The organism is Catenovulum agarivorans DS-2, from assembly GCF_000568405.1.
GTDB lineage: Bacteria > Pseudomonadota > Gammaproteobacteria > Enterobacterales > Alteromonadaceae > Catenovulum > Catenovulum agarivorans_A.
In genome coordinates, this window is sequence record NZ_ARZY01000015.1 from 68,026 (window position 1) to 87,856 (window position 19,831).

Below are 19,831 nucleotides of genomic sequence, written 5' to 3' on the forward strand. Positions count from 1 at the left end.
TTTGAGGAATTATTAATGAACACTTTGTTATCTGCTCGGGTTATACCAAGCCTGTCAGTATTGGCTCTTGTTATTGGTTGTTCGTCTACCAGTGAAAGTTTGCCTGACTACAACCCTGCTACAAACGCTGCGGCTCAGGCTGACAGCTTTATTTACGCTGAAAATGAAGAGTATATGAAAGGCGTGAACAAAATAGGGGTTATGTCCTGTAATGTCATGTTCGGTATGACAAGCTCAGCTTCGGCCTCAACCAGCGGTGGGTTCAGAGCAGGAGCTACGCGTGCAACAGGTACGGTTAGTCGGTCGGATGTAAAAATTTCGGTTACATACACAGCAAGTGGGTTAGAAGAAACAGAATTGCAACGTTTAGCCGATCAAGCATGTGAAAATGCTGAATTAGAATTGTCAAACGCAGGTTTTGAACTGGTTCCACATTCAAAAATTAAAACTAACAAATATTATCAGGAATTACATGCAGGCGGACAAGCAAGTCCATTTGAGTTCAAAGGTAAAGGTGATACACGATATTTAGTATTAGGTCGGAATGGAGAAACCATTTCTGATCCTCGTTATATCAGTACTGCAAGTGGTTTCTCGCAAGTTTTTAAATCCATTGGTGGAGACTCTTCAGAACAAATTGAAGATTTTTTAATGAAAGATTTAGGTATGACAGGGGTTAATATTAACTTACTCATTGATTTTGCCAGTCTGCAATCTGATGGAGATAAATCTTTTGCTGGGTTAAGCAATAAAGATACAGCTAAAGTTGATGCTTCTATTCAATTAGCTGTTAGTGGTGATATTCGTTTTCAACCAATTACACAACAAAAATGCTGGAGTGAGTGGGGTAAAGAGAAATGTATGGTAAAGCCTAGCCACCAGCCCGTATTTGGTAGTAAACGAGATGTTGCCAGTTCCACCATTTTTTATGAAAGTATAGAAGATGCCACCACAACTGCTGACAAAGTAACCTCAGGTTTAACTAAAACATTAGGCTTTTTAAGTGCTTTAGGTGGAACATCTAGTAGCGTTGCGAGGGATATCACACGCTATCAGGTGAATATAATCCCTACAGTGTACGAAACTGAAAGCAAAAAACTAACGAGTGGCCTTGTGGAGATGGCTGCCACTAAAGCGGTATCTAAAAAATAAAATATTAGCTTAGTGCCTTGGATTTAAGTCGGTTGATTTTGATCACCGACTTAAATCTCGTCAGATAGTTTAAGTCTTGTCTATTTAGTCGATTTATACTTAACAACTACGGGAATCAGCTATTCACCGAGCTAACGTAGGGAATAGTTTGCCATAACCCCCCATTCGACTGTTGCCATCTGCCCACTCCTGCATCATCTTAGTTTTCTTATGTTATTATTGGTGATTATCGTTCTCGTTTTTGGGTGAAACTTAAAGCAAGACTTGTCCAAGGATGTATTAAATAGTCCAGCTGAAGCTACTTTGAAAGTATAGCTTTTAGTATGGTTTTTGTGGGTTAATTTAGAAAAGTTTAGTATTTTCAACACTAACACCCCTGTGCATCATAGGTGTGTGTTGACTCAAACTTTGTTATGGATAAATATCTGTACTAATTTGTAATTTTTACCTGATTTGAGATTTGCCGAGCATGTATTGGACTGAAATTCTTCAAGCCGCTGAAAACTGTGGCGCTATTTTAACGCGGAAAGGGCTAACCATTGCAACCGCTGAATCATGTACTGGCGGCGGGATTGCTTACGCTTTAACCGAAATCGCCGGAAGTTCTGCCTATTTTACCCAAAGTTGGGTGACTTACAGTAATTTAGCTAAAGAAAATTGTTTGGGTGTGGCAGCTGATACGTTAGAAAAGTATGGTGCTGTGAGTGAGCAAGTGGTTGCGGAAATGGCTACCGGTGTGTTGCAAAACTCAGGTGCGGATATTGCGGTGACCACAAGTGGTATTGCAGGGCCGGGTGGGGCAACTGAAACTAAACCGGTTGGTTTAGTCCATTTTGCTTGGCAAATTAAAGGACAATATACGCTGTGTGAACATAAAGTATTTGCTGGTGATAGGGCGGCAGTTCGGCAACAGGCTATTTTATATGCTTTGAGTAAAATTGTAGTTTTGTTGGAAAAAAATTTCCAACAAAAAACTTGATACTGTATGAGTAACCAGTATACTTTAACCCAACTTAACGAATACCTAGTCGGAGATTTCTTAAATGAGCGACAATAAACAAAAAGCCCTTAGTGCAGCATTAGGACAAATCGAGCGCCAATTTGGTAAAGGTTCGATCATGAAATTGGGTGACAACTCAGCATTGGACATTGAAAGCATTTCAACTGGCTCACTTAGCTTAGATATCGCACTAGGTATAGGTGGTTTACCATGTGGTCGTGTTGTTGAAATCTTCGGTCCAGAATCATCTGGTAAAACAACGTTAACGCTACAAACAATCGCTGAAGCACAGAAAAAAGGTAAAACTTGTGCCTTTATTGATGCTGAGCACGCACTTGACCCAGTATATGCAGAAAAGCTTGGGGTAAACATAGACGACTTATTAGTTTCTCAACCAGATACGGGTGAGCAAGCATTAGAGATTGCTGACATGTTAGTACGCTCAAGCGCCGTAGATGTAATCATTGTTGACTCGGTTGCGGCATTAACACCAAAAGCTGAAATTGAAGGCGAAATGGGTGATGCACACGTTGGTTTGCAAGCGCGTTTAATGTCGCAAGCTTTGCGTAAATTAACTGCGAACATTAAGAAATCAAATACCCTGTGTATCTTCATTAACCAAATTCGTATGAAAATTGGTGTTATGTTTGGTAACCCTGAAACGACTACTGGTGGTAATGCACTTAAATTCTACGCGTCTGTGCGTTTAGATATTCGTCGCACTGGTGCAGTGAAAGAAGGTGATGAAGTAACAGGTAGTGAAACACGCGTTAAAGTGGTTAAAAACAAAGTGGCACCACCATTTAGACAAGCTGACTTCCAAATTATGTATGGCCAAGGTATTTCTAAACAAGGTGAGTTATTAGACCTAGGTGTTAAAGAAGGTTTAATCGACAAATCAGGTGCTTGGTACAGCTACAATGGCAATCGTATTGGTCAAGGTAAGGCAAACTGTATTAAATTCTTACAAGAGAATGTAGACATGGCTCAGGAAGTAGAAGGTATTTTACGTGAGCGCTTGTTACTACCTTCGAAAAAAGATGCGGCTAACGCGGCTGAAGATAAAGCAGTAGAAGCAACGGACGAATAAATTGATTGCTGCTCTAGCTGATTGTTCATTTTTATAAATTTTATTTTAGCTGTTACAAATAAAAACGCCGTGTGCTAATTCAGCCCACGGCGTTTTCGATTTTTATCGGTTTAGTTGGCGTTTTTAATACTTTTATTCGTTGTATCAAGCAAATGCAACATAGCTGCTTGTGCAGCGGCAGAATCACGGTTCTGTATATTTACCAGCACGGCTTTATGCAGTGGTAGTGCTGCCAGCCAATTTTCTTCAGCTTGGTTGGTCGTAATATCAAAAGAGCGGTAAAGTGCTTCTGCTAACATAGTGCCGAATGATTCGATAAGAATGTTGCCTGAGGCGGCTAATACTGCTTGGTGAAACTCAACATCGGATAATAAGGTTTGTGGCGTACCATACTCTGCTGTCTCCATTTTTAGGTAAGCGGACTCAATCGCGGTAATTTGCTGTTCAGTTGCATTGTATGCTGCGAGTTGTGCAGCTGTTGGTTCAATGGATTGACGAAGTTGAAACAAGTCTTGCAAAACTTTGTTACTTTGTGCGCTGGCAAAACACCAATTAAGGACATCTGGATCAAATAAATTCCAGTATTTTTGTTCAGCCACTTTAGTTCCAGTTTTAGGCTTTGATTCAATTAATCCTTTTGCTGATAAAAGTTTAAAAGCTTCCCGAAGTGCAGTGCGTGAGATATCAAATTCAGCCATTATTTTGGCTTCTTGTGGTAAATTAACGCCTTGTTGGTAGTAGCCATCTACAATTCGCTCGCCTAAGGTGGTTGCGACTTGCCCGTATAAACTGCGTTTGTTAACTGTGCGCTTGTTCTCCAACATAGGTTTGATCCAATTATCGGTATAACTAATGAGTGTATGATAATACTTTATCAAGAGGGCGAAAAAAAGTGGTCAAGGGGAATTGAGAGCGTCCCCCAAAATGTCGCCTCGGGTACAACCCTTGAACTGTAAAGCTCAAGGCGGGTAACAACACTCTACCGTAGGCTTCTCGGTGCATGCCGAGCTTGCTCAATAGTACAGATGGTGTAACCCTAAATAAAAGGTATCAGCTCTGGGATATAACCCAAAAACGAACATCTCAGGGGAACAAAACTGTTTATGCCGCGCACTGTAACAGACCTACTATCTATTGCAAGTGCTCAACTGTTAATGAATTAATTTTAGGTTTTGAATGGTGTTTTTTCCAGCTATGCTTTGATAATTATTGTTCACACTCAAATAATCTTTGCTTATTTGTATATCTGGTTTGTTGCTATTGTTGGGCAGTGATACCATATTGGCAGTTTAAATAGCAATTACGAGTACCCGAATGGCTGAGCCAATTTTACCTGAATACGATGCGTTTGATTTTTTTCTTCACCAGCATGAATTGCCCTGCACTGCTGCTGAAATTCACGGCATAATTTGCGGGTGTTTATGCGGTGGCATGGCCTACCAGCATGGACAGTGGCGCAAGTTTGTTAGTGAATTTGCACTGCAGGAAGCAGAAATTCCAGATGAAGTTGCCAGTAAAATGCAGGAGATTTATAAAGCAACTTACCAACAACTACTTGATCCTGACTTTGTGTTTGACGTGTACATTCCTCGTACAGAAGACATTCCACTCGCTGAACAAGCACAAATGTTGATTGAATGGTTAGCGGCGTTTATTTCATCTTTTGGTGCAACTGTTGGTGAGCGTTTTGCGAATGTGGATAAGGAAGTGCGTGAAGCTTATCAAGATTTAATTGCCATTAGTCAGATGGATACTGAAATGGAAGAGTCAGAAGAAAACCTTATTGCTTTTGAGGAAGTTGCAGAATATATCCGAATGACGACCATAATGTGTTTTGGTGAGTTAGGGGATAAAAGTGGTGCACAAACTGCTGAGCCTGGTGCAAAGCCAACCTTGCATTAACCGAGCAACGCCGGAGTATGAAAACTTTAGAGCATAATTATCGCAAAAACGCTGGGTTAAGAGGCGACTTTTCATCCTTGAAGGTAAGGCCCTGTCGTCATCCATGACTCCACCTCATCAGACTGCGAAGCTCCGCTTCGGTTCTGATTCGCCCATGGAAAAGAGATTTTGCTCTAAATTATTGCTCTAAAATTTTCTTAAGCATTTGTGCTCTGCTCAGAGCTAAAAACGGTAGGTAAAAAATCACACAACAGGATTAAAAGATGATTAAGCAAGTAGAGTTTTATAATCGCCGCCAAGCTGTATTGGCGCAAATGGCTGACAACAGTGTCGCAATAGTTGAAGCAGGGCAAGAACAAACCCGTAGCAATGATACCGAATACCCGTTTCGACAAAACAGTGATTTTTGGTATCTAACCGGTTTTAATGAACCGGATGCTTATTTAGTCCTCATAAAAAAAGCTCAGCTAGAAGAGTCTTGGATATTTTGTCGAGCGAAAGACCATTTAGCGGAAATTTGGAACGGTCGTCGTATGGGACCTGAACTCGCTCAAATCGAGCTTGCAGTTGATAAAGCTTTTACCGTCGCTGACTTTCCACAACAAATCTTATCTGCGTTAGATGGTTGTGAAACTGTGTATTGGCCTCACGGGCAAAACAAGTTGGAAAAAACAGTGTTGGGGCTGGTTCAAGATATTCGCAATAAGGGAAAGCTTGGGTGCCCGCCATACCAATTTAATGACCTATCACGCATTGTGCATGAAATGCGTTTAATCAAAAGCGCCAGCGAAATTGAAGTGATGCAGCAAGCTGCCAATATTAGTGCTAATGCTCACAAACGAGCAATGCGTTTTAGCGATGCAGGCAAATTTGAATATCAATTAGAAGCTGAAATCCAGCATGAGTTTGCCATGAATGGTGCACGTTTTGTTGCCTATAACAGCATTGTTGCAGGTGGTGATAATGCGAATATTTTGCACTACACAGAAAATTCAGATGAACTTGTAGATGGCGATTTAGTTTTGATTGATGCCGGATGTGAATTGCAAGGTTATGCTGCAGATATCACTCGGACTTTCCCTGTTAATGGTAAGTTTTCACCGGCACAAAAAGCGCTTTATCAAATTGTGCTGGATGCACAATTAGAGTCGATGAAATTGTTAGTACCGGGTAATACCATAAAACAAGCGACCGACCGAGCGATTGAAGTCATTACTCAAGGGTTAATCGACTTAGGCATTTTGCAAGGGACGCTGACTGATAACATTCAACCCAAAGAGGGCCAAGCACCAGCCTACAGACAGTTTTTTATGCATGGCTTAGGGCATTGGTTAGGTTTAGATGTACATGATGTAGGTCAATACAAAGTTGCTCAGCAAGACAGACAATTACAAAAAGGCATGGCACTAACGGTTGAACCAGGTATCTATATTAGTCAAGATGCTGACGTGCCAGATGAATACAAAGGTATTGGCATTCGCATTGAAGACAATATTGTGATCACAGAATCCGGCCACACAGTATTAACCACATTAGCGCCAAAAAGTATTGAAGACATTGAAGCTTGGATGCAAGGTTAATCTATGCAAACAGAGTTAAATTTTGATTTAGTCATAAACGGTGGTGGGCTTGCGGGTTTAACCTTAGCTGCCGCTTTGGTTGCGTTGGCAAAACAGCACAATCAAAACTTAATCAAAATTGCCATTATTGAACCTCAACCCGTTGACCTAGCGGCGGGCTATCATCCAAGTTTTGATAACCGTGCGATTGCACTGGCTTACCATTCAGTGCAATGTTTTAAACAATGGAAAATTTGGCCATTAATTGAGCCGTATGCCCATCCGATAAAACAGATAGAAGTATCAGAACAATCGACCGCAGGTTTTAGTTATATTCACCCAGACAAACAGCACTCTTTTTTAGGTTACGTCGCTGAAGCACAAGCTTTAGGTGTTGGTTTAAAAAAATATTTGAAAGAGGCTGATATAAGTTGGTTTTGCCCAAATAAAATAGTTCAAATCCAGCAGCAAAGATCGCATGTTGATATCACTTTGGATGACGGACAAAAGCTTAAAACTAAATTGATAACCAGCTGCGATGGTGCGCAAAGCCCGTTAAGGCAAAAACTTAATTTGCCAATTGAACAACATGATTATCAGCAAGTTGCGGTGACAACCAATGTGCAGTTATCTCGCCCGAGTGAGTCAATTGCCTATGAAAGATTCACACAAACAGGCCCATTGGCTATGTTGCCTATGTCAGCTGAAAAATATGGTTTGGTTTGGTGTTTAACACCTGAACAAGCGCAGCAAATGTTGGCTGCAAACGATGTTGAGTTTATTGGTGCGCTACAGCAAATATTTGGCTTTCGAGCGGGGAAAATTGAGCAAATAGGCAAACGCGCCAGTTACCCGTTAATTAGTTTGGTCATGCCGCAATTGCACCATCATAGAGTGATCTTTTTAGCCAATGCATCACACACATTGCATCCGGTTGCAGGGCAGGGTTTTAACTTAGGTGTGCGCGATATTGTTGCTGCAGCTAAAGTGATTCAACAAGCATCACAGGCACAACAGGATATTGGTGAATATCAGCATTGGCAAGGCTATTTAGCCCAGCGCCAGCAGGATATTCAACAAATGACCGCTGCGACCGATTTTTTAGTTAGAAGTTTTTCTAACACTTATCAGCCATTACAATTAATGCGTAATATTGGTTTATTTACCTTAGAAAATTTGCCTGTACTCAAAGGTTATTTTGCAAATTTTGCTATGGGTTTTCGACATTCTTGAGAGTTAACTTATGCTGAATAAGCACGATGTAGTGATAGTGGGCAGTGGCATGGTAGGTGCGAGTTGCGCGCTCGATTTAGCCCTTGCTGGCTTAAATGTGGCAATAGTGTCACCCGATTTGCCCGCAGAGCCAACCAATTTAGACATTGACGATGAAGCCATCGAGAAATCATTGCGTTATAGTGCGCTAAATCAAGCCTCGATAAATGCTTTTATCCGCCTAGGAATATGGCCTATAGCTGCAGCAGCTTATCAAGATATGTTGGTGTGGGATAAAAACAGCGTTGGCCAAATTCATTTTAGCGCCAGTGATGTAGGCACAGAGCAGCTAGGTTATATTTGCAACAATTTATTAGTGCAGCAAGCTTTGTTGAAACGTTTAGCTGAGCTGAATAATTGCCAGTTTTATTCAGCTAAAGTCAGCCAAATAGACAACTCGCAAGGTAATCCGTTATTGCAATTAGACGATAATAAATTATTACAAAGCCGCTTTTTAATTGCCGCTGATGGCGCAAACTCAAAAATTCGCCAATGGTTAGATTTACCGCTTAGTTTTTCTGACTATGGCCAAGATGCGATTGTTGCGAATGTTTGGGTTGACCAGCCACATGAAAATACTGCTAGGCAAATATTTACCCCAACTGGCCCATTAGCGTTACTGCCTTTACAAGACACAAATTTATGCTCAATTGTTTGGTCACAAAACCGTGAAACTGCACAAAGTTTAATGGCATTAGATGATGCAGAGTTTAACCGTAGACTGACTGCTGCGTTTGATGCACATTTAGGTTTAATTGAGTTGGCTTCTGAGCGTGTTAGTTATTCATTAATGGCGCGTTACGCTCAAAATTTTATTCAAGGGCAAAGTATTATAATGGGGGATGCGGCACATACAATTCATCCATTGGCTGGGCAGGGTGCTAATTTAGGTTTGTTAGATGCTTTTGCTTTTGCGCAAACTTTAACAGCGCATTGGCAGGACGATGATGCTAAGTTGGCTGTGGAGCTTAGAAAAACCATGCGCTGGCGTCAGGCAGATGCGCTGGAAAGACTTGCCGCTATGGAGGTGTTTAAACGCACTTTCTCGAATGACTTTACGCCAGTTAAATTATTACGTGCGGCTGTGATGAACGGGTTAAATCAAATTAAACCGGCGAAAAGTCAAATGAGTAAAGTGGCAATGGGGTTAACGGGGAAATTACCGGATATTTGTTTACCCGAGTAGTTTTGCTAGCATAAGGGAGCTTGTCTTTAATCATATAAATCCAAACTCCCGCCAATGGCAGCGGTATTTTCACAAACAAGTTTTTCATTTAAGAAGGCTGCTAAATAATTAGGCCCACCGGCTTTCGGTCCTGTTCCAGATAAATTCATGCCACCAAAGGCTTGGCAACCAACCACAGCACCTACTTGATTACGGTTAATATAGACATTACCAACTTGAACATCTTTAGCTATTTGTTGCCATAAATGCTGGTTGCGCGTATGTACTGCCATAGTTAACCCATATCCGATGTTTTGCAGTTGTTTTAAAACCATATGGTGGTTTTGATAGGCACAAATATGTAATACAGGTGCGAATACTTCTTGTTGAATTTGAGAAATTTGTTCTATCTCGATCAGGGTCGGTGGTACAAAGTTGTGATTTGCTGTTTGCTGGGCAAAGCGACTAGCAATTTTGCTCTGGTAAATAATTCTAGCTGATATGAAGTCTGAATTGAGATATTGTTCGACTGAATCCTTGGCACTTTGATCAATTAGCGCAGTTACATCTGTTGTTTGCAACTGGGGCTCATCAACCGTTAATTCAGCCATAGCTTGAATCAGTTTGTTTTTAACTTCCGAGTAAATGCTCTGATGGACCACCAGTACTCGGGTCGCGGAGCATCTTTGCCCCGCACTTGCGAATGCTGATTCAATAACATCTCGTATTACTTGTTCGAGTAAGGCACTTGCATCAGCCAGCATAATATTAATGCCGCCGGTTTCCGCAATCAATTTGACAGTGTGTGGGTGGCTGTGCAGTTGTTGTTGGATGGTTTTTGCTGAGTGGTTTGAGCCAGTAAAGCACACACCAGCTAGATAACAACCTTTGTCATGGTAGTTTGGCTGATAATTTAATAACTTTTCAGCAAGGGCCTTGCTGCTGCCCGTCACCAGTTGTAACACACCATGTGGTAGTCCAGCTTGCTCTAACAAAATTTGGCAAAAGTGGCCAATCAGTTGGGTGTTGTGCGCTGGCTTGGCGATCACTGTATTACCTGTGATCAAAGCTGCGACTATTTGGCCCAAAAATATAGCCAATGGAAAGTTCCATGGTGAAATGCAGACAAACGTGCCTTTAGCTTGGTAGTACAGTGTATTGTTTTCACCAGCGGTATGTTCAAGCTCGCGCGGATAAAAATGCTTTATTTGTTCACTGTAGTAGTAGCAAAAGTCGAGTGCTTCTCGCCATTCATTTAGGGCATCCTGACGGTTTTTACCGGCTTCGTAAATTAACAAAAACAGCAGGTTGTGCTGCTGTAAAATCAATTGCTCGGCTAATTTTTGGATGACCTCGACCCGTTTAGCCAAATGATTGCGCCAAGGCAACTGTGCTTGTTCGGCGGTGACGAAAAGTTTTGCGTAGTCGCTTTCTTTGGCTAAACGCTTCGCGTATTGAGCGCATACTTGTTGAATTTGTTGTTGGTTTGCATCCAATAGATTATTGGCTGAAATATTCTGCTCGTTTAACCATTGGTCTAATGGTTGAAAAAAATCGTGTTTTGGTAGGCGGTTTAGTACCTGGTCTAAATGGCTTTGCTGGTTACAATCGGCTAAATCAATGCCGGGGGAGTTTTTTCGATTGGCAAAAATGTCTGGTGGGTTGGCAATCTTTGAGGGTGTGTCGGCCAGCTCAGTATTATTGCGGATAATTTGCTCTAAGCTGATATTTTCATTGGCTATTTGATGAACGAAAGACTGATTTGCTCCATTTTCCAATATGCGTCGTATCAAATACGGTAGGACGGTTTTATGGCTGCCAATGGGTGCATATTGGCGAATCGGATAGCGGGTAGTTTGGCAAAATTGATTGAAAAACACACTACCCATGCCATAAAGTTTTTGCCATTCAATTGGGTGTTCGCATAAAGGATTCTGGGCTATTAACTGTTCTATTTGGCTAACAGTCACAATATTGTGTCCAGCGAATTGGGGTTGCAACCATGCATTACCTGGACTTAATAAAAACTGGGCGCAGACTAAATAGTTTAAATCTGTATGTTGTTTTTGTCTAAATACAGGGTAATTGGCTAAACCTTGTTGTTGAGCGAGTTTAATTTCACTATCCCAATAGGCGCCTTTGACTAAGCGAACTGGGATATAACATTGATATTTATCACCCAGCGCATTTAGCCACAATAGCTCAATGAGTGAACGCTTAGAATAAGCTTGTACAGCAATGCCTAATTTTTGCCATTGCTGTAACTTAGGGTGAGCTCGGACTGTGGCAAATAAATCTAATGTCACCATGAGTTTATCTGCCTCTTCGGCATCTATGGTCAAAGCAATATCGGCTTTTTGCGCTGCAAGTGCTAGCGTGAGCACTCGTTCAACAAGAATATCTTTTGTAAGTGGGTACTGTTTATTGCCAAAGCGGCCATGCAAAGCAGATAATTTTATCGACACTGCGTGTGGTTGATTGGTTTTATCTTCAGCGAGTTTATGAATTAACTCGTGGTATTGGCCAAAGTAATTCTTAGCATCGTTTTCACCAACAGCCGCTTCGCCTAAACAGTCAAAAGAGCACAAATCGTCTGATTGGTTTGCGCGTGTTAGTGCGAGTTGATTGCCCTCTGCATAGACAAAATGTTGTGCTAAATGTTGCATGCTTTGTTTCATGCCTAAATAGATTGCTGGCGCAGATATATGTTTAATGCCTGTGTGCAATAACTGATTGAGCTGATGTGGTGAAGAGTCATGATAAACGCCCAATAGATAATGACTCAGCGCTAATAAGTTATGTAAAACTGAACCCAAGTTGTGAGGCGAGTTCTTTTCGAGTGGGTGTTGGTGGTTTTGCTGTTGCCAATAATCTAGTTTGTCTTGAATTAAATTAACTGCGCTGCTTGTATCGTTTATTCTAAGTAATGCTTCCGCTAAGCGCAGCAAGGTGCTGCCCTGGGCGGAAAATAAGTCCAGCTGCGAGAAAAAAGATTCAGCGGAAAATGGCGCGGCTTTGAGTTGTAAACGATTCTGTTGCAGCCTATGTTTGAGCGACTTTTTATCGAACTCTATTGTAAGTAACTGGCGCAGTTGTGGAACAAGGGATTGGTCGTCGATTAAATGGCACTGATATAAAGCTTGTTTGAGTGTATATAAGTCAACAAAATTCTCTGGCAAATGAGCGGTGAATATTTGTCGGGTGAGTTGCATAACAAACCTCAGCTACACAGCGTGACTATACATGTTAATTGCATGGGTTAAGAATAGACCATATAGCCAATAGCGGCAGGTTTTTTCAGCTGAAAGCTTGGTAGGGGGGAAGCAGGCAAACCAATAATTGCCTGCTTAATGTTAGAGATTAAAAGAAGTCAGGACTGCGTTTTTTGCGTCTTGGCATCATGGCTAAAATATATCCGACGATCAAGCTACCCAAAGATAATATGCCACCTTTGATTAACCAGTCCATTTTTACTTTTTCTTGTGTTTCTGCATCACTTTGTTGCAGCTGAGCCAATTGTGTTTGGTAATTTTGGAGGGATGCTTCTAGTTTGGCATTGGTTTGTTGTTGACGTTCCAATTGGCTTTCCAACAACATTTTTTCGCTTTGTTGGGTATTCAACTTACTGGATACTTCCGCCAATTCTGCAGATGCTTGGTCTAATGCTTGCTGAGTTTGAACATATTTCTGTTTCAAACTCTGCTCATTGCTTAGATACTGAGTTTCAACCCAGCCCGTTTTATCATCGTATTCAACTTTACTAAAACTACCATCTTCCGACTTTTCAACTACAGTAATTGGTGTACCAGCTTCGATAGTGCCAACGATACGATAATTACGGGTGGGGCCGGTGTGAACGAATATGGTAAGCTGGTCAGAAACATAGGCTGTTTGTTCGGCGACTGCTGTTGTTGACCAAGTTGAAAGCAACAATAAGCAGGCTGAGAGTATGCGTAACTTCATTAATGACTCCAATGTGGCTGGATATAGTTCTTATCCCTGCGCTTTAATAATATTAGGTTTTGCAAAACTTACCCGCAACTATACTTTAATCGGCTGTGCTGTACAAAGCTTAAAGAATACTTGAACTCCATCAACAGGTCGGGTATTTTCACTTTTTTATCAATAATTCGCGAACTGTGTCGCCTTTATGGAAACTGAGATAGAGCTTAAGTTTGCTGTTGCAAGTGAAACTGAGCAAGACAGTGAGTCTGTACTCACTCAAATTAAAGCCCTTGTTGAACCTTGGTTACAAAACCAAGGGTATAGCCAAAAGCATTTGTCAAATATTTATTTTGATACACCAGAGCAAACGTTGCGAGCATTTGATTGTGGTTTACGCATTCGCTCGGTCGACAATCAAGCTGAACAAACACTAAAAACCGCAGGTATCTGTGTTGGTGGTTTGCACAAGCGGCCAGAATACAATATTGCTATTGAGCAGCGTCATCCTGACTTATCTTTGTTTCCTGCACAAGCATGGCCTGAGCAATTTGATTGGCAAGACGCTCAAGAAAATTTAATTGCATTATTTTCAACCGAGTTTGTTCGCCATAAATGGCGTATTCAAATTGAACAGTGCCAAATCGAAGTTGTTTATGACTTAGGTGAGGTGGATGCTCAAGGAAATAAAGTCGCGATTCATGAAATTGAAATTGAGTTAATTGATGGAGACATGCGCGCGCTGTTTGCATTGGCGCATAAGCTAACAGACAAATTGCCGCTGCGACTATCAAACGATAGTAAAGCAGCAAGAGGTTACCGATTATTCTTAAATCAAACCAATCAAATTAAACCAAACTTAGGTGTGGTTGATTTGACTGCGGATATGGATGTTGAACAAGCTTTTTCCAATAGTATTCAACATGGCTTAGGGTATTGGCAATATCATGAAGAGTTGTTTGCCAATCAAGGTGATTTAAAAGCCGTTCGCCATGTACAGCGGGGTGTTTGGTTGGTCAGGCATACCTTTTGGTTGTTCAGAAACCATATCCCGAAAAAAGCGTCGACAGAAATACGCAAAGAACTTAAATGGTTAAGTAAACAGTTTGATTGGCTTGATTATGCATTACACGTCAAACAACTCACTTCAAAAAAAGGTCAGTTCCGAAAAAAAGTTGCCGACGATGAAAAACTATTGAGTTACTTGGAGCAAAAAGTCGTAGTTGAAGACTGTGTAGCACGTGCTCAAGCTCTATTTTATAGTGCTCGCTACAATGCTTTGATATTAAAGCTTATGTTATGGTTAACAGAGCGAGGTTGGCGTTGTTATTCTGAAATTGATGAGCAAGCTTTACAGCAAAACATTTGTGGTGTGGCTCGGCAGTTAAACCAAAATAGTTGGATTAAAATCCAACGCCTAATGCCCTTAAAAGCGAGCTATTCTGCAACGGATTATATACAGATGGAGCGCTCAATAGGACGAGCTTTGTTAACTGGTGTGTGTATGGGGAGTTTGTTTGCCGAAGAGGAAAGATTAGACTTCCGAGCTCCTTGGTTAGATATTATGCAAGGGATAGCTGACTTAAAAACCTTATTTACTTTTAAGTTGTGTATTGAACTGTACCCAGAAGAAAATCGACCTGAATTGGAAGTGTGGGCCGATGCCAAAATTAATAGCTTAGTGAATATTATGGAGCAGTCGCGACAGTCGGCGTTAAGAATGGAGCCTTATTGGCATTAAACAAACTTTAGCTTGGCTAGGTGGGCAGTTTTAATAACTTGACCCATCTATTCGGGCTCACGGATTTTCTTCGGCGCATTTTGCGCACAAACCATGTGCTTCTATGGTTGGTTTTAATATTGTAAAACCTGTTTTATGCGCCGCATTGCTGAGTGCGGTATATATGGTTTGATTTTCAATTTCTTCAACCAACCCACAGCTATCGCAAATCAATAACTGCGCTTTGTGATGTTCAGAAAAGTGACTGCACAATACATACGCATTTTGCGATTCAACTTTGTGGACAAAGCCTTGGTCGATTAAAAATTCAAGTGCACGGTATATGGTTGGGGGTTTCGCTTTGGCGTCTGTTTGTTGAAGTTGCGTGAGTAACTCGTATGCACCAACTGAACCAGTAGCGTCTGCCAATAAACTAAAAACCTGCTCTCGGACAGGTGTAAAGCGTACACCGTTTTTCTGGCAAACAAGACGAGCTTGTTCAAGTAATTTATTTGGCATAATAATAGTTACGTGGCTTGTTTATCTAAGCTAATCATTTTACTTGTTTTCATTTTCATTACCACCGTTTTGCATATCTTGTAGGTTTGTTACTGCTAGCTTTTGAAGTTTTAGAAAATCAGCTTTCGAATCGACTTTTATTTTGCGTGATTATTGGATTATGGGAACAGGGCTGCCACTACAACGATGCGAAAAAGCATAGAAGCAATAACTTAGAGCAAAATTTATCCATTTTTATTGATCTTGTAACAATAACTGGTTACAACTAGTAGCAGGCTATAGCAGCGAACCAAGGAGGTTGCATATGCTTAAGCGTGCCATAGGTAAAATATTACCTGGGAAACCATATCCTTTAGGTGCAACATGGGATGGCAATGGAGTCAACTTTGCACTATTTTCTCAAGCAGCTCAGCAAGTAGAGCTATGTCTATTTGATATTAAAACACATGCTGCGACCGCCAGTTACTTTTTAACTGAGCATACCGATCAAGTTTGGCATATTTATCTACCTAATTTAAAACCTGGTCAATTATATGGTTATCGAGTTCACGGTTGTTATCAACCGGAACAAGGTTTACGGTTTAATCCAAATAAACTGTTAATTGACCCGTATGCTCGAGCGGTAGCTGGCGATATTAACTGGCATGATGCGATTTTTCCGTATCAGGTCGGTGATGCAAGTGATCCTCAGTTAGATCTAGTTGCCAATACACAAGACAGTGCACCGTACATGCCAAAAAGCCAAGTGATAGATAGTAACTTTGACTGGGCGGATGATCACAAACCAGCAATAGCATGGCACAAAACCGTGATTTATGAATTGCATGTAAAAGGCTTTACCCAGTTAAACCCATTAATACCTAAATATTTACGTGGTACCTATTTAGGTTTAGCTCAGCCTGAAGTTATCGCTTACCTTAAACAGCTTGGTGTAACCGCAATTGAATTATTGCCGGTGCATTATTTTTTAAATGACAGGCATTTAGTTGAACGTGGACTGACCAATTATTGGGGCTACAATTCAATCAATTTTTTCGCCCCAGATCCTCGGTATGCAAAAAAAGATGCGGTCAAAGAATTTAAGCAAATGGTGCAAGCTTTTCATGCCGCTGGTTTAGAAGTGATTTTGGATGTGGTTTATAACCATACTGCCGAGGGTAATCATTTAGGCCCCATGTTGTCATTTAAAGGCATTGATAATGCCGCCTATTACCGACTAGTTGACGGTATGCCGAGGTATTACATGGATTATACTGGCACTGGTAATACCCTGAACATGATGACGCCAAAAGTATTACAGTTGGTAATGGATAGCTTGCGCTATTGGATTGAAGAGATGCATGTCGATGGCTTTCGATTTGATTTAGCATCAGCATTGGCCAGAGAGCTTCACGATGTCGATAAGTTAGGTGCATTTTTCGATATTATTCATCAAGATCCGGTTATTTCACAGGTTAAGCTTATTGCAGAGCCTTGGGATGTTGGAGAGGGCGGATATCAGGTTGGTAATTTCCCTGTCGGCTGGACAGAATGGAATGGCAAGTACAGAGACTGTGTGCGTTCGTTTTGGAAAGGCGATGACGGCAAACTCGGCGAGCTGGCTTATCGTTTAACTGGTTCCAGTGATTTATACCAACACAATGGGCGCAGGCCCTACGCTAGTATCAATTTTATCACAGCACACGACGGTTTTACCCTGCATGACTTAGTAACCTTTAATGATAAACATAATTTGGCAAATGGAGAAAATAACCAAGATGGTGACAACCATAATTTAAGCTGGAACATGGGCAAAGAAGGCGAAACCCATAGCGCAAGAATTAATGCGCAGCGGCGCAAGCAAAAACGCAATTTACTCGCCACCTTGTTACTATCGCAAGGTGTACCTATGATAACGGCAGGTGATGAATTTGGCCGAACCCAACAAGGTAACAACAATGCGTATTGCCAAGACAACCAAATTAGTTGGTTTAATTGGCGCAGTTCGAAAGATAAAGCGTCATTGTTAGAGTTTTGCCAAACACTCCTGAGAATTCGCCAACATCACGCTATTTTTCATCAACGACATTTTTTTCAAGGCCACGCTGTTCGAGGCAGCGAAGCAAAAGATATTACTTGGTTGGCTAAAAATGGCGAAGAAATGCTGGATGAAGAGTGGCAAAATCCACATACCAAATATGTAGGTTTACACTTGCATGGTAAAGCACTTAAAGACGTAGACGAAAGCGGGCAACCTCTGGAAGATACAGACTTTGTGATTTTACTAAATGCCAGCGAAAGTGATATTCAGTTTACCATGCCAAATAGCTTGGGGGCTGAATACAGTTGGCGAGTTGTGTTTGATACAGCATACGACAGCATGAGCCAAAAGCAGAAAAAAGCACGTTATCAAGCTGGAAATCAATACGCATTGGTTAGCCGTTCATTTGTATTGTTAGAAAAAGCTCAAGTTCGACGGAAAAAGATTAATTCTCGAGCTTTGCCTATGGAGATTGTGAGTCGTTAATCGAGGTTAATATGTGCCATGTATATATCACTACGTGGTACATGCGCTCTGTGTTGATGCTGCGAGTAATAACTCACATACAAAGTGTTTTGTCGATAGCAAATTCCGGGGTAACTGTTGTCACCACCGCTAGGGAGCTCCAATATTGGTTGTAGCTTAAATCCAAGCCGCTGAGCAGTTAGTTCATACAACCATGTGGTTAGACGGAATTTTTTACGCCAAGGTAAAAATCGTCTCGCTGCAAGGATAATTCTGCCATCTGGTAGCTGTTGTAGCTTAGGTCCACCTAGGTACTCACCTAGATCAAACCATTGCCATTGTTTGTATGGGGGTTTTGCTACACCCAACTGTGCGGTAAATGAGTCCGCATCGCGTCTGAGTACACAATAGGCCGTACCATCTGCTAAAAACAACATATCACTTTCGTTTGGATAACCTTTGCCGTTTTTGGCTAGGCTAAACAGGTTTTGTTGGTAGACAGAGTATCGGCCATATGTATCACCCATCATCAGCTTTACCTGGTTGGCTCTTCGATTATAAGCCACCCCTAAACTAGGAATATGTGGTTGTCTAGTAGGGGTGGTGCGCCATAACCACCAGTTGTTTTCGCCAACAACTTGTGGTTGTGAAAAGCTCTTACCGTTTGTGCTGACACTGATGCAATTCTCATTTGCGATATTACGCAGCATTCCACCTTTTGGTTTAAAGCGCTTTCGATAGTAGAGTAATTGCAATTGATTGTTTGAATTAATGGAAAGTTTTGGATCGCGCAAATCAGCTAAGTGTTGTGAGATAGTGCAACTGGATTGCCAATTTGTTGCATTGCTCGACGTTAAAATAATAATACGACCGTCAGCACTGACATGGTTGCTTGCTTGGCGAAAGCAACAGTAGAACTTACCTTGGTAATAAACTAAGTCAGTAAAGGCATTGTGTTTATTGTTTGCATAAATACAGCTGAGTTGTTCGAGTTTCATTTCGTGCTCTCAATAACAAAAAGGGTGCGACCGCACCCTTTTACAATTTGTGTTGAATACTTTTAAATACTAGCTCAATACTCAAAATTAAACCCAAACTCTTTGAGCTTTTCATAAACGTGTACATCAAAGCGGTATAATGTTGCGGCTCTGTGTGCGACCGCAGTTTGCTTTTCTTTGCAGTTGATCAAAAGGTTCATCTTTTGAATTTTCCGGCGAAAATTTGGTTTATCTAGCTTCTTATCTAAAATGGCTTCGTATATTTCCTGCAATTGCAATAAAGTAAACTTCTCTGGTAATAAGCTAAAACCAATCGGCTCGTGCCTTACTTTGTATTTAAGCTGCCCTAAACACTTGTTCAATATATCTTTGTGGTCAAAAATCAGCTCTGGTACATCGTGTACATTAAACCATGCAACTTCATGAGTGTTTTCACCCTGATGGATATTAGCTTCATCAAAACGAACCAGCGCATAATACACAACTGTGATAATTCTTCGGCCTGGATAGCGGTCTACCTTGCCAAAAGCGCCCAGTTGGTCTAAGTGGAAATTTTCAACGCCTGTTGTGGCTGAAATGACTCTGGATGCCGCGTCATCTAAACTTTCGTCTTGATGAACCCAATGGCCAATTAGACCCCATTTATTAGCGGCTAAGCCTTGTTTGTATTTAACCAACAGAACTTTTAGTTGCCCATCTTGCATCGCAAATATCAAGTTATCAACTGAGATATTTGGCATCGATTTTTCAGGTAGCTGTTCTTCATTATCCATTTCAGCTGCCATCATGTTTATATTGTGTGTCATATTGTTCTAATGAATATTATGTTGAGTAGCAAAAAATAACCAGGTTGAAAGCTATTCTAAGTTAAACCGTCAATTTAGATTTACTAGAGTTTACTCGCTTTTTAGCCAAAATAGAACACATAATGTATACGTGTATTGGCTGGTAAGACCTTAGAATTATTAGCTAATTTTTATATGTAAATTTAATGTTTAGGAAAAACAGTTACTTTAGTTTTATATAT

The 19,831-nt window shown here is 41.0% G+C and carries 15 protein-coding genes and 1 other RNA gene; 9 read left to right on the forward strand and 7 right to left on the reverse strand.

The annotated features are described in order from the left end of the window. The first annotated feature begins 15 nt into the window (after positions 1 to 15). The 3 genes from DS2_RS09410 (at position 16) to recA (ending at position 3,242) form a co-directional block, all read left to right on the forward strand. Positions 16 to 1,152, forward strand: coding sequence for a hypothetical protein (locus DS2_RS09410; RefSeq protein WP_035014491.1), 1,137 nt, complete (start codon positions 16 to 18; stop codon positions 1,150 to 1,152). 469 nt (positions 1,153 to 1,621) lie between these two features. Beyond that, on the forward strand, positions 1,622 to 2,131 hold the full coding sequence (locus tag DS2_RS09415) for a CinA family protein (protein ID WP_051479767.1): 510 nt from the start codon (positions 1,622 to 1,624) through the stop codon (positions 2,129 to 2,131). Between the two features lie 64 nt (positions 2,132 to 2,195). Continuing rightward, positions 2,196 to 3,242, forward strand: a complete 1,047-nt coding sequence (gene recA / locus DS2_RS09420; protein ID WP_035014492.1) for a recombinase RecA — start codon at positions 2,196 to 2,198, stop codon at positions 3,240 to 3,242. Between the two features lie 110 nt (positions 3,243 to 3,352). Here the strand turns inward: recA and DS2_RS09425 are convergent, their stop codons facing one another. After that, entirely contained in the window at positions 3,353 to 4,066 is a 714-nt protein-coding gene (locus DS2_RS09425; RefSeq protein ID WP_035014493.1) for a FadR/GntR family transcriptional regulator, read from the reverse strand. Between the two features lie 88 nt (positions 4,067 to 4,154). After that, positions 4,155 to 4,335, reverse strand: a non-coding RNA gene (gene ssrS, locus DS2_RS20275) — 6S RNA. Positions 4,336 to 4,556: 221 nt separating this feature from the next. Between ssrS and DS2_RS09430 the strand changes: the two genes are divergently transcribed. From DS2_RS09430 to DS2_RS09445, 4 genes are all read left to right on the forward strand, one after another. Continuing rightward, complete coding sequence (locus tag DS2_RS09430) at positions 4,557 to 5,144, forward strand: UPF0149 family protein (RefSeq protein ID WP_035014494.1); 588 nt, start codon at positions 4,557 to 4,559, stop codon at positions 5,142 to 5,144. Between the two features lie 263 nt (positions 5,145 to 5,407). Continuing rightward, a complete protein-coding gene (gene pepP / locus DS2_RS09435; RefSeq protein ID WP_035014495.1) occupies positions 5,408 to 6,724 on the forward strand; it encodes a Xaa-Pro aminopeptidase in 1,317 nt (438 codons plus the stop codon). Positions 6,725 to 6,727: 3 nt separating this feature from the next. Next, on the forward strand, positions 6,728 to 7,936 hold the full coding sequence (ubiH, locus tag DS2_RS09440; protein WP_035014496.1) for a 2-octaprenyl-6-methoxyphenyl hydroxylase: 1,209 nt from the start codon (positions 6,728 to 6,730) through the stop codon (positions 7,934 to 7,936). A gap of 10 nt (positions 7,937 to 7,946) precedes the next feature. Next, on the forward strand, positions 7,947 to 9,161 hold the full coding sequence (locus DS2_RS09445; protein ID WP_035014497.1) for an FAD-dependent oxidoreductase: 1,215 nt from the start codon (positions 7,947 to 7,949) through the stop codon (positions 9,159 to 9,161). 26 nt (positions 9,162 to 9,187) lie between these two features. On the opposite strand, the gene putA is transcribed toward DS2_RS09445, so the two are convergent. Together putA and DS2_RS09455 are read right to left on the reverse strand one after the other, a co-directional pair. After that, positions 9,188 to 12,352, reverse strand: a complete 3,165-nt coding sequence (gene putA / locus DS2_RS09450; protein ID WP_051479768.1) for a bifunctional proline dehydrogenase/L-glutamate gamma-semialdehyde dehydrogenase PutA — start codon at positions 12,350 to 12,352, stop codon at positions 9,188 to 9,190. Between the two features lie 148 nt (positions 12,353 to 12,500). Beyond that, entirely contained in the window at positions 12,501 to 13,103 is a 603-nt protein-coding gene (locus DS2_RS09455) for a TIGR04211 family SH3 domain-containing protein (protein WP_035014498.1), read from the reverse strand. A gap of 187 nt (positions 13,104 to 13,290) precedes the next feature. Between DS2_RS09455 and DS2_RS09460 the strand changes: the two genes are divergently transcribed. Continuing rightward, positions 13,291 to 14,823 (forward strand): CYTH domain-containing protein, encoded by a 1,533-nt coding sequence (locus DS2_RS09460; protein WP_035014499.1) that lies wholly within the window; start codon positions 13,291 to 13,293, stop codon positions 14,821 to 14,823. Positions 14,824 to 14,880: 57 nt separating this feature from the next. Here the strand turns inward: DS2_RS09460 and DS2_RS09465 are convergent, their stop codons facing one another. Continuing rightward, positions 14,881 to 15,321: a transcriptional repressor gene (locus DS2_RS09465; RefSeq protein WP_035014500.1), complete on the reverse strand. Its 441-nt coding sequence runs from the start codon at positions 15,319 to 15,321 to the stop codon at positions 14,881 to 14,883. 304 nt (positions 15,322 to 15,625) lie between these two features. On the opposite strand from DS2_RS09465, the gene glgX reads away from it, so the two are divergent. Continuing rightward, positions 15,626 to 17,827 (forward strand): glycogen debranching protein GlgX, encoded by a 2,202-nt coding sequence (gene glgX, locus DS2_RS09470; RefSeq protein WP_035014501.1) that lies wholly within the window; start codon positions 15,626 to 15,628, stop codon positions 17,825 to 17,827. On the opposite strand, the gene DS2_RS09475 is transcribed toward glgX, so the two are convergent. After that, positions 17,824 to 18,804, reverse strand: coding sequence for a hypothetical protein (locus DS2_RS09475; RefSeq protein ID WP_035014502.1), 981 nt, complete (start codon positions 18,802 to 18,804; stop codon positions 17,824 to 17,826). The genes glgX and DS2_RS09475 overlap by 4 nt on opposite strands. Before the next feature lie 74 nt (positions 18,805 to 18,878). Continuing rightward, a complete protein-coding gene (locus DS2_RS09480; RefSeq protein ID WP_035014503.1) occupies positions 18,879 to 19,610 on the reverse strand; it encodes an NUDIX hydrolase in 732 nt (243 codons plus the stop codon). Positions 19,611 to 19,831 lie beyond the last annotated feature (221 nt).

Coding starts and splice junctions, on each gene's coding strand:
- DS2_RS09425 (WP_035014493.1), bottom strand. CDS start 4,066: ATGTTGGAGAACAAGCGCACAGTTAACAAACGCAGTTTATACGGGCAA.
- DS2_RS09430 (WP_035014494.1), top strand. CDS start 4,557: ATGGCTGAGCCAATTTTACCTGAATACGATGCGTTTGATTTTTTTCTT.
- ubiH (WP_035014496.1), top strand. CDS start 6,728: ATGCAAACAGAGTTAAATTTTGATTTAGTCATAAACGGTGGTGGGCTT.
- DS2_RS09475 (WP_035014502.1), bottom strand. CDS start 18,804: ATGAAACTCGAACAACTCAGCTGTATTTATGCAAACAATAAACACAAT.
- DS2_RS09465 (WP_035014500.1), bottom strand. CDS start 15,321: ATGCCAAATAAATTACTTGAACAAGCTCGTCTTGTTTGCCAGAAAAAC.
- pepP (WP_035014495.1), top strand. CDS start 5,408: ATGATTAAGCAAGTAGAGTTTTATAATCGCCGCCAAGCTGTATTGGCG.
- glgX (WP_035014501.1), top strand. CDS start 15,626: ATGCTTAAGCGTGCCATAGGTAAAATATTACCTGGGAAACCATATCCT.
- DS2_RS09480 (WP_035014503.1), bottom strand. CDS start 19,610: ATGACACACAATATAAACATGATGGCAGCTGAAATGGATAATGAAGAA.
- DS2_RS09460 (WP_035014499.1), top strand. CDS start 13,291: ATGGAAACTGAGATAGAGCTTAAGTTTGCTGTTGCAAGTGAAACTGAG.
- DS2_RS09415 (WP_051479767.1), top strand. CDS start 1,622: ATGTATTGGACTGAAATTCTTCAAGCCGCTGAAAACTGTGGCGCTATT.
- putA (WP_051479768.1), bottom strand. CDS start 12,352: ATGCAACTCACCCGACAAATATTCACCGCTCATTTGCCAGAGAATTTT.
- DS2_RS09410 (WP_035014491.1), top strand. CDS start 16: ATGAACACTTTGTTATCTGCTCGGGTTATACCAAGCCTGTCAGTATTG.
- DS2_RS09455 (WP_035014498.1), bottom strand. CDS start 13,103: ATGAAGTTACGCATACTCTCAGCCTGCTTATTGTTGCTTTCAACTTGG.
- recA (WP_035014492.1), top strand. CDS start 2,196: ATGAGCGACAATAAACAAAAAGCCCTTAGTGCAGCATTAGGACAAATC.
- DS2_RS09445 (WP_035014497.1), top strand. CDS start 7,947: ATGCTGAATAAGCACGATGTAGTGATAGTGGGCAGTGGCATGGTAGGT.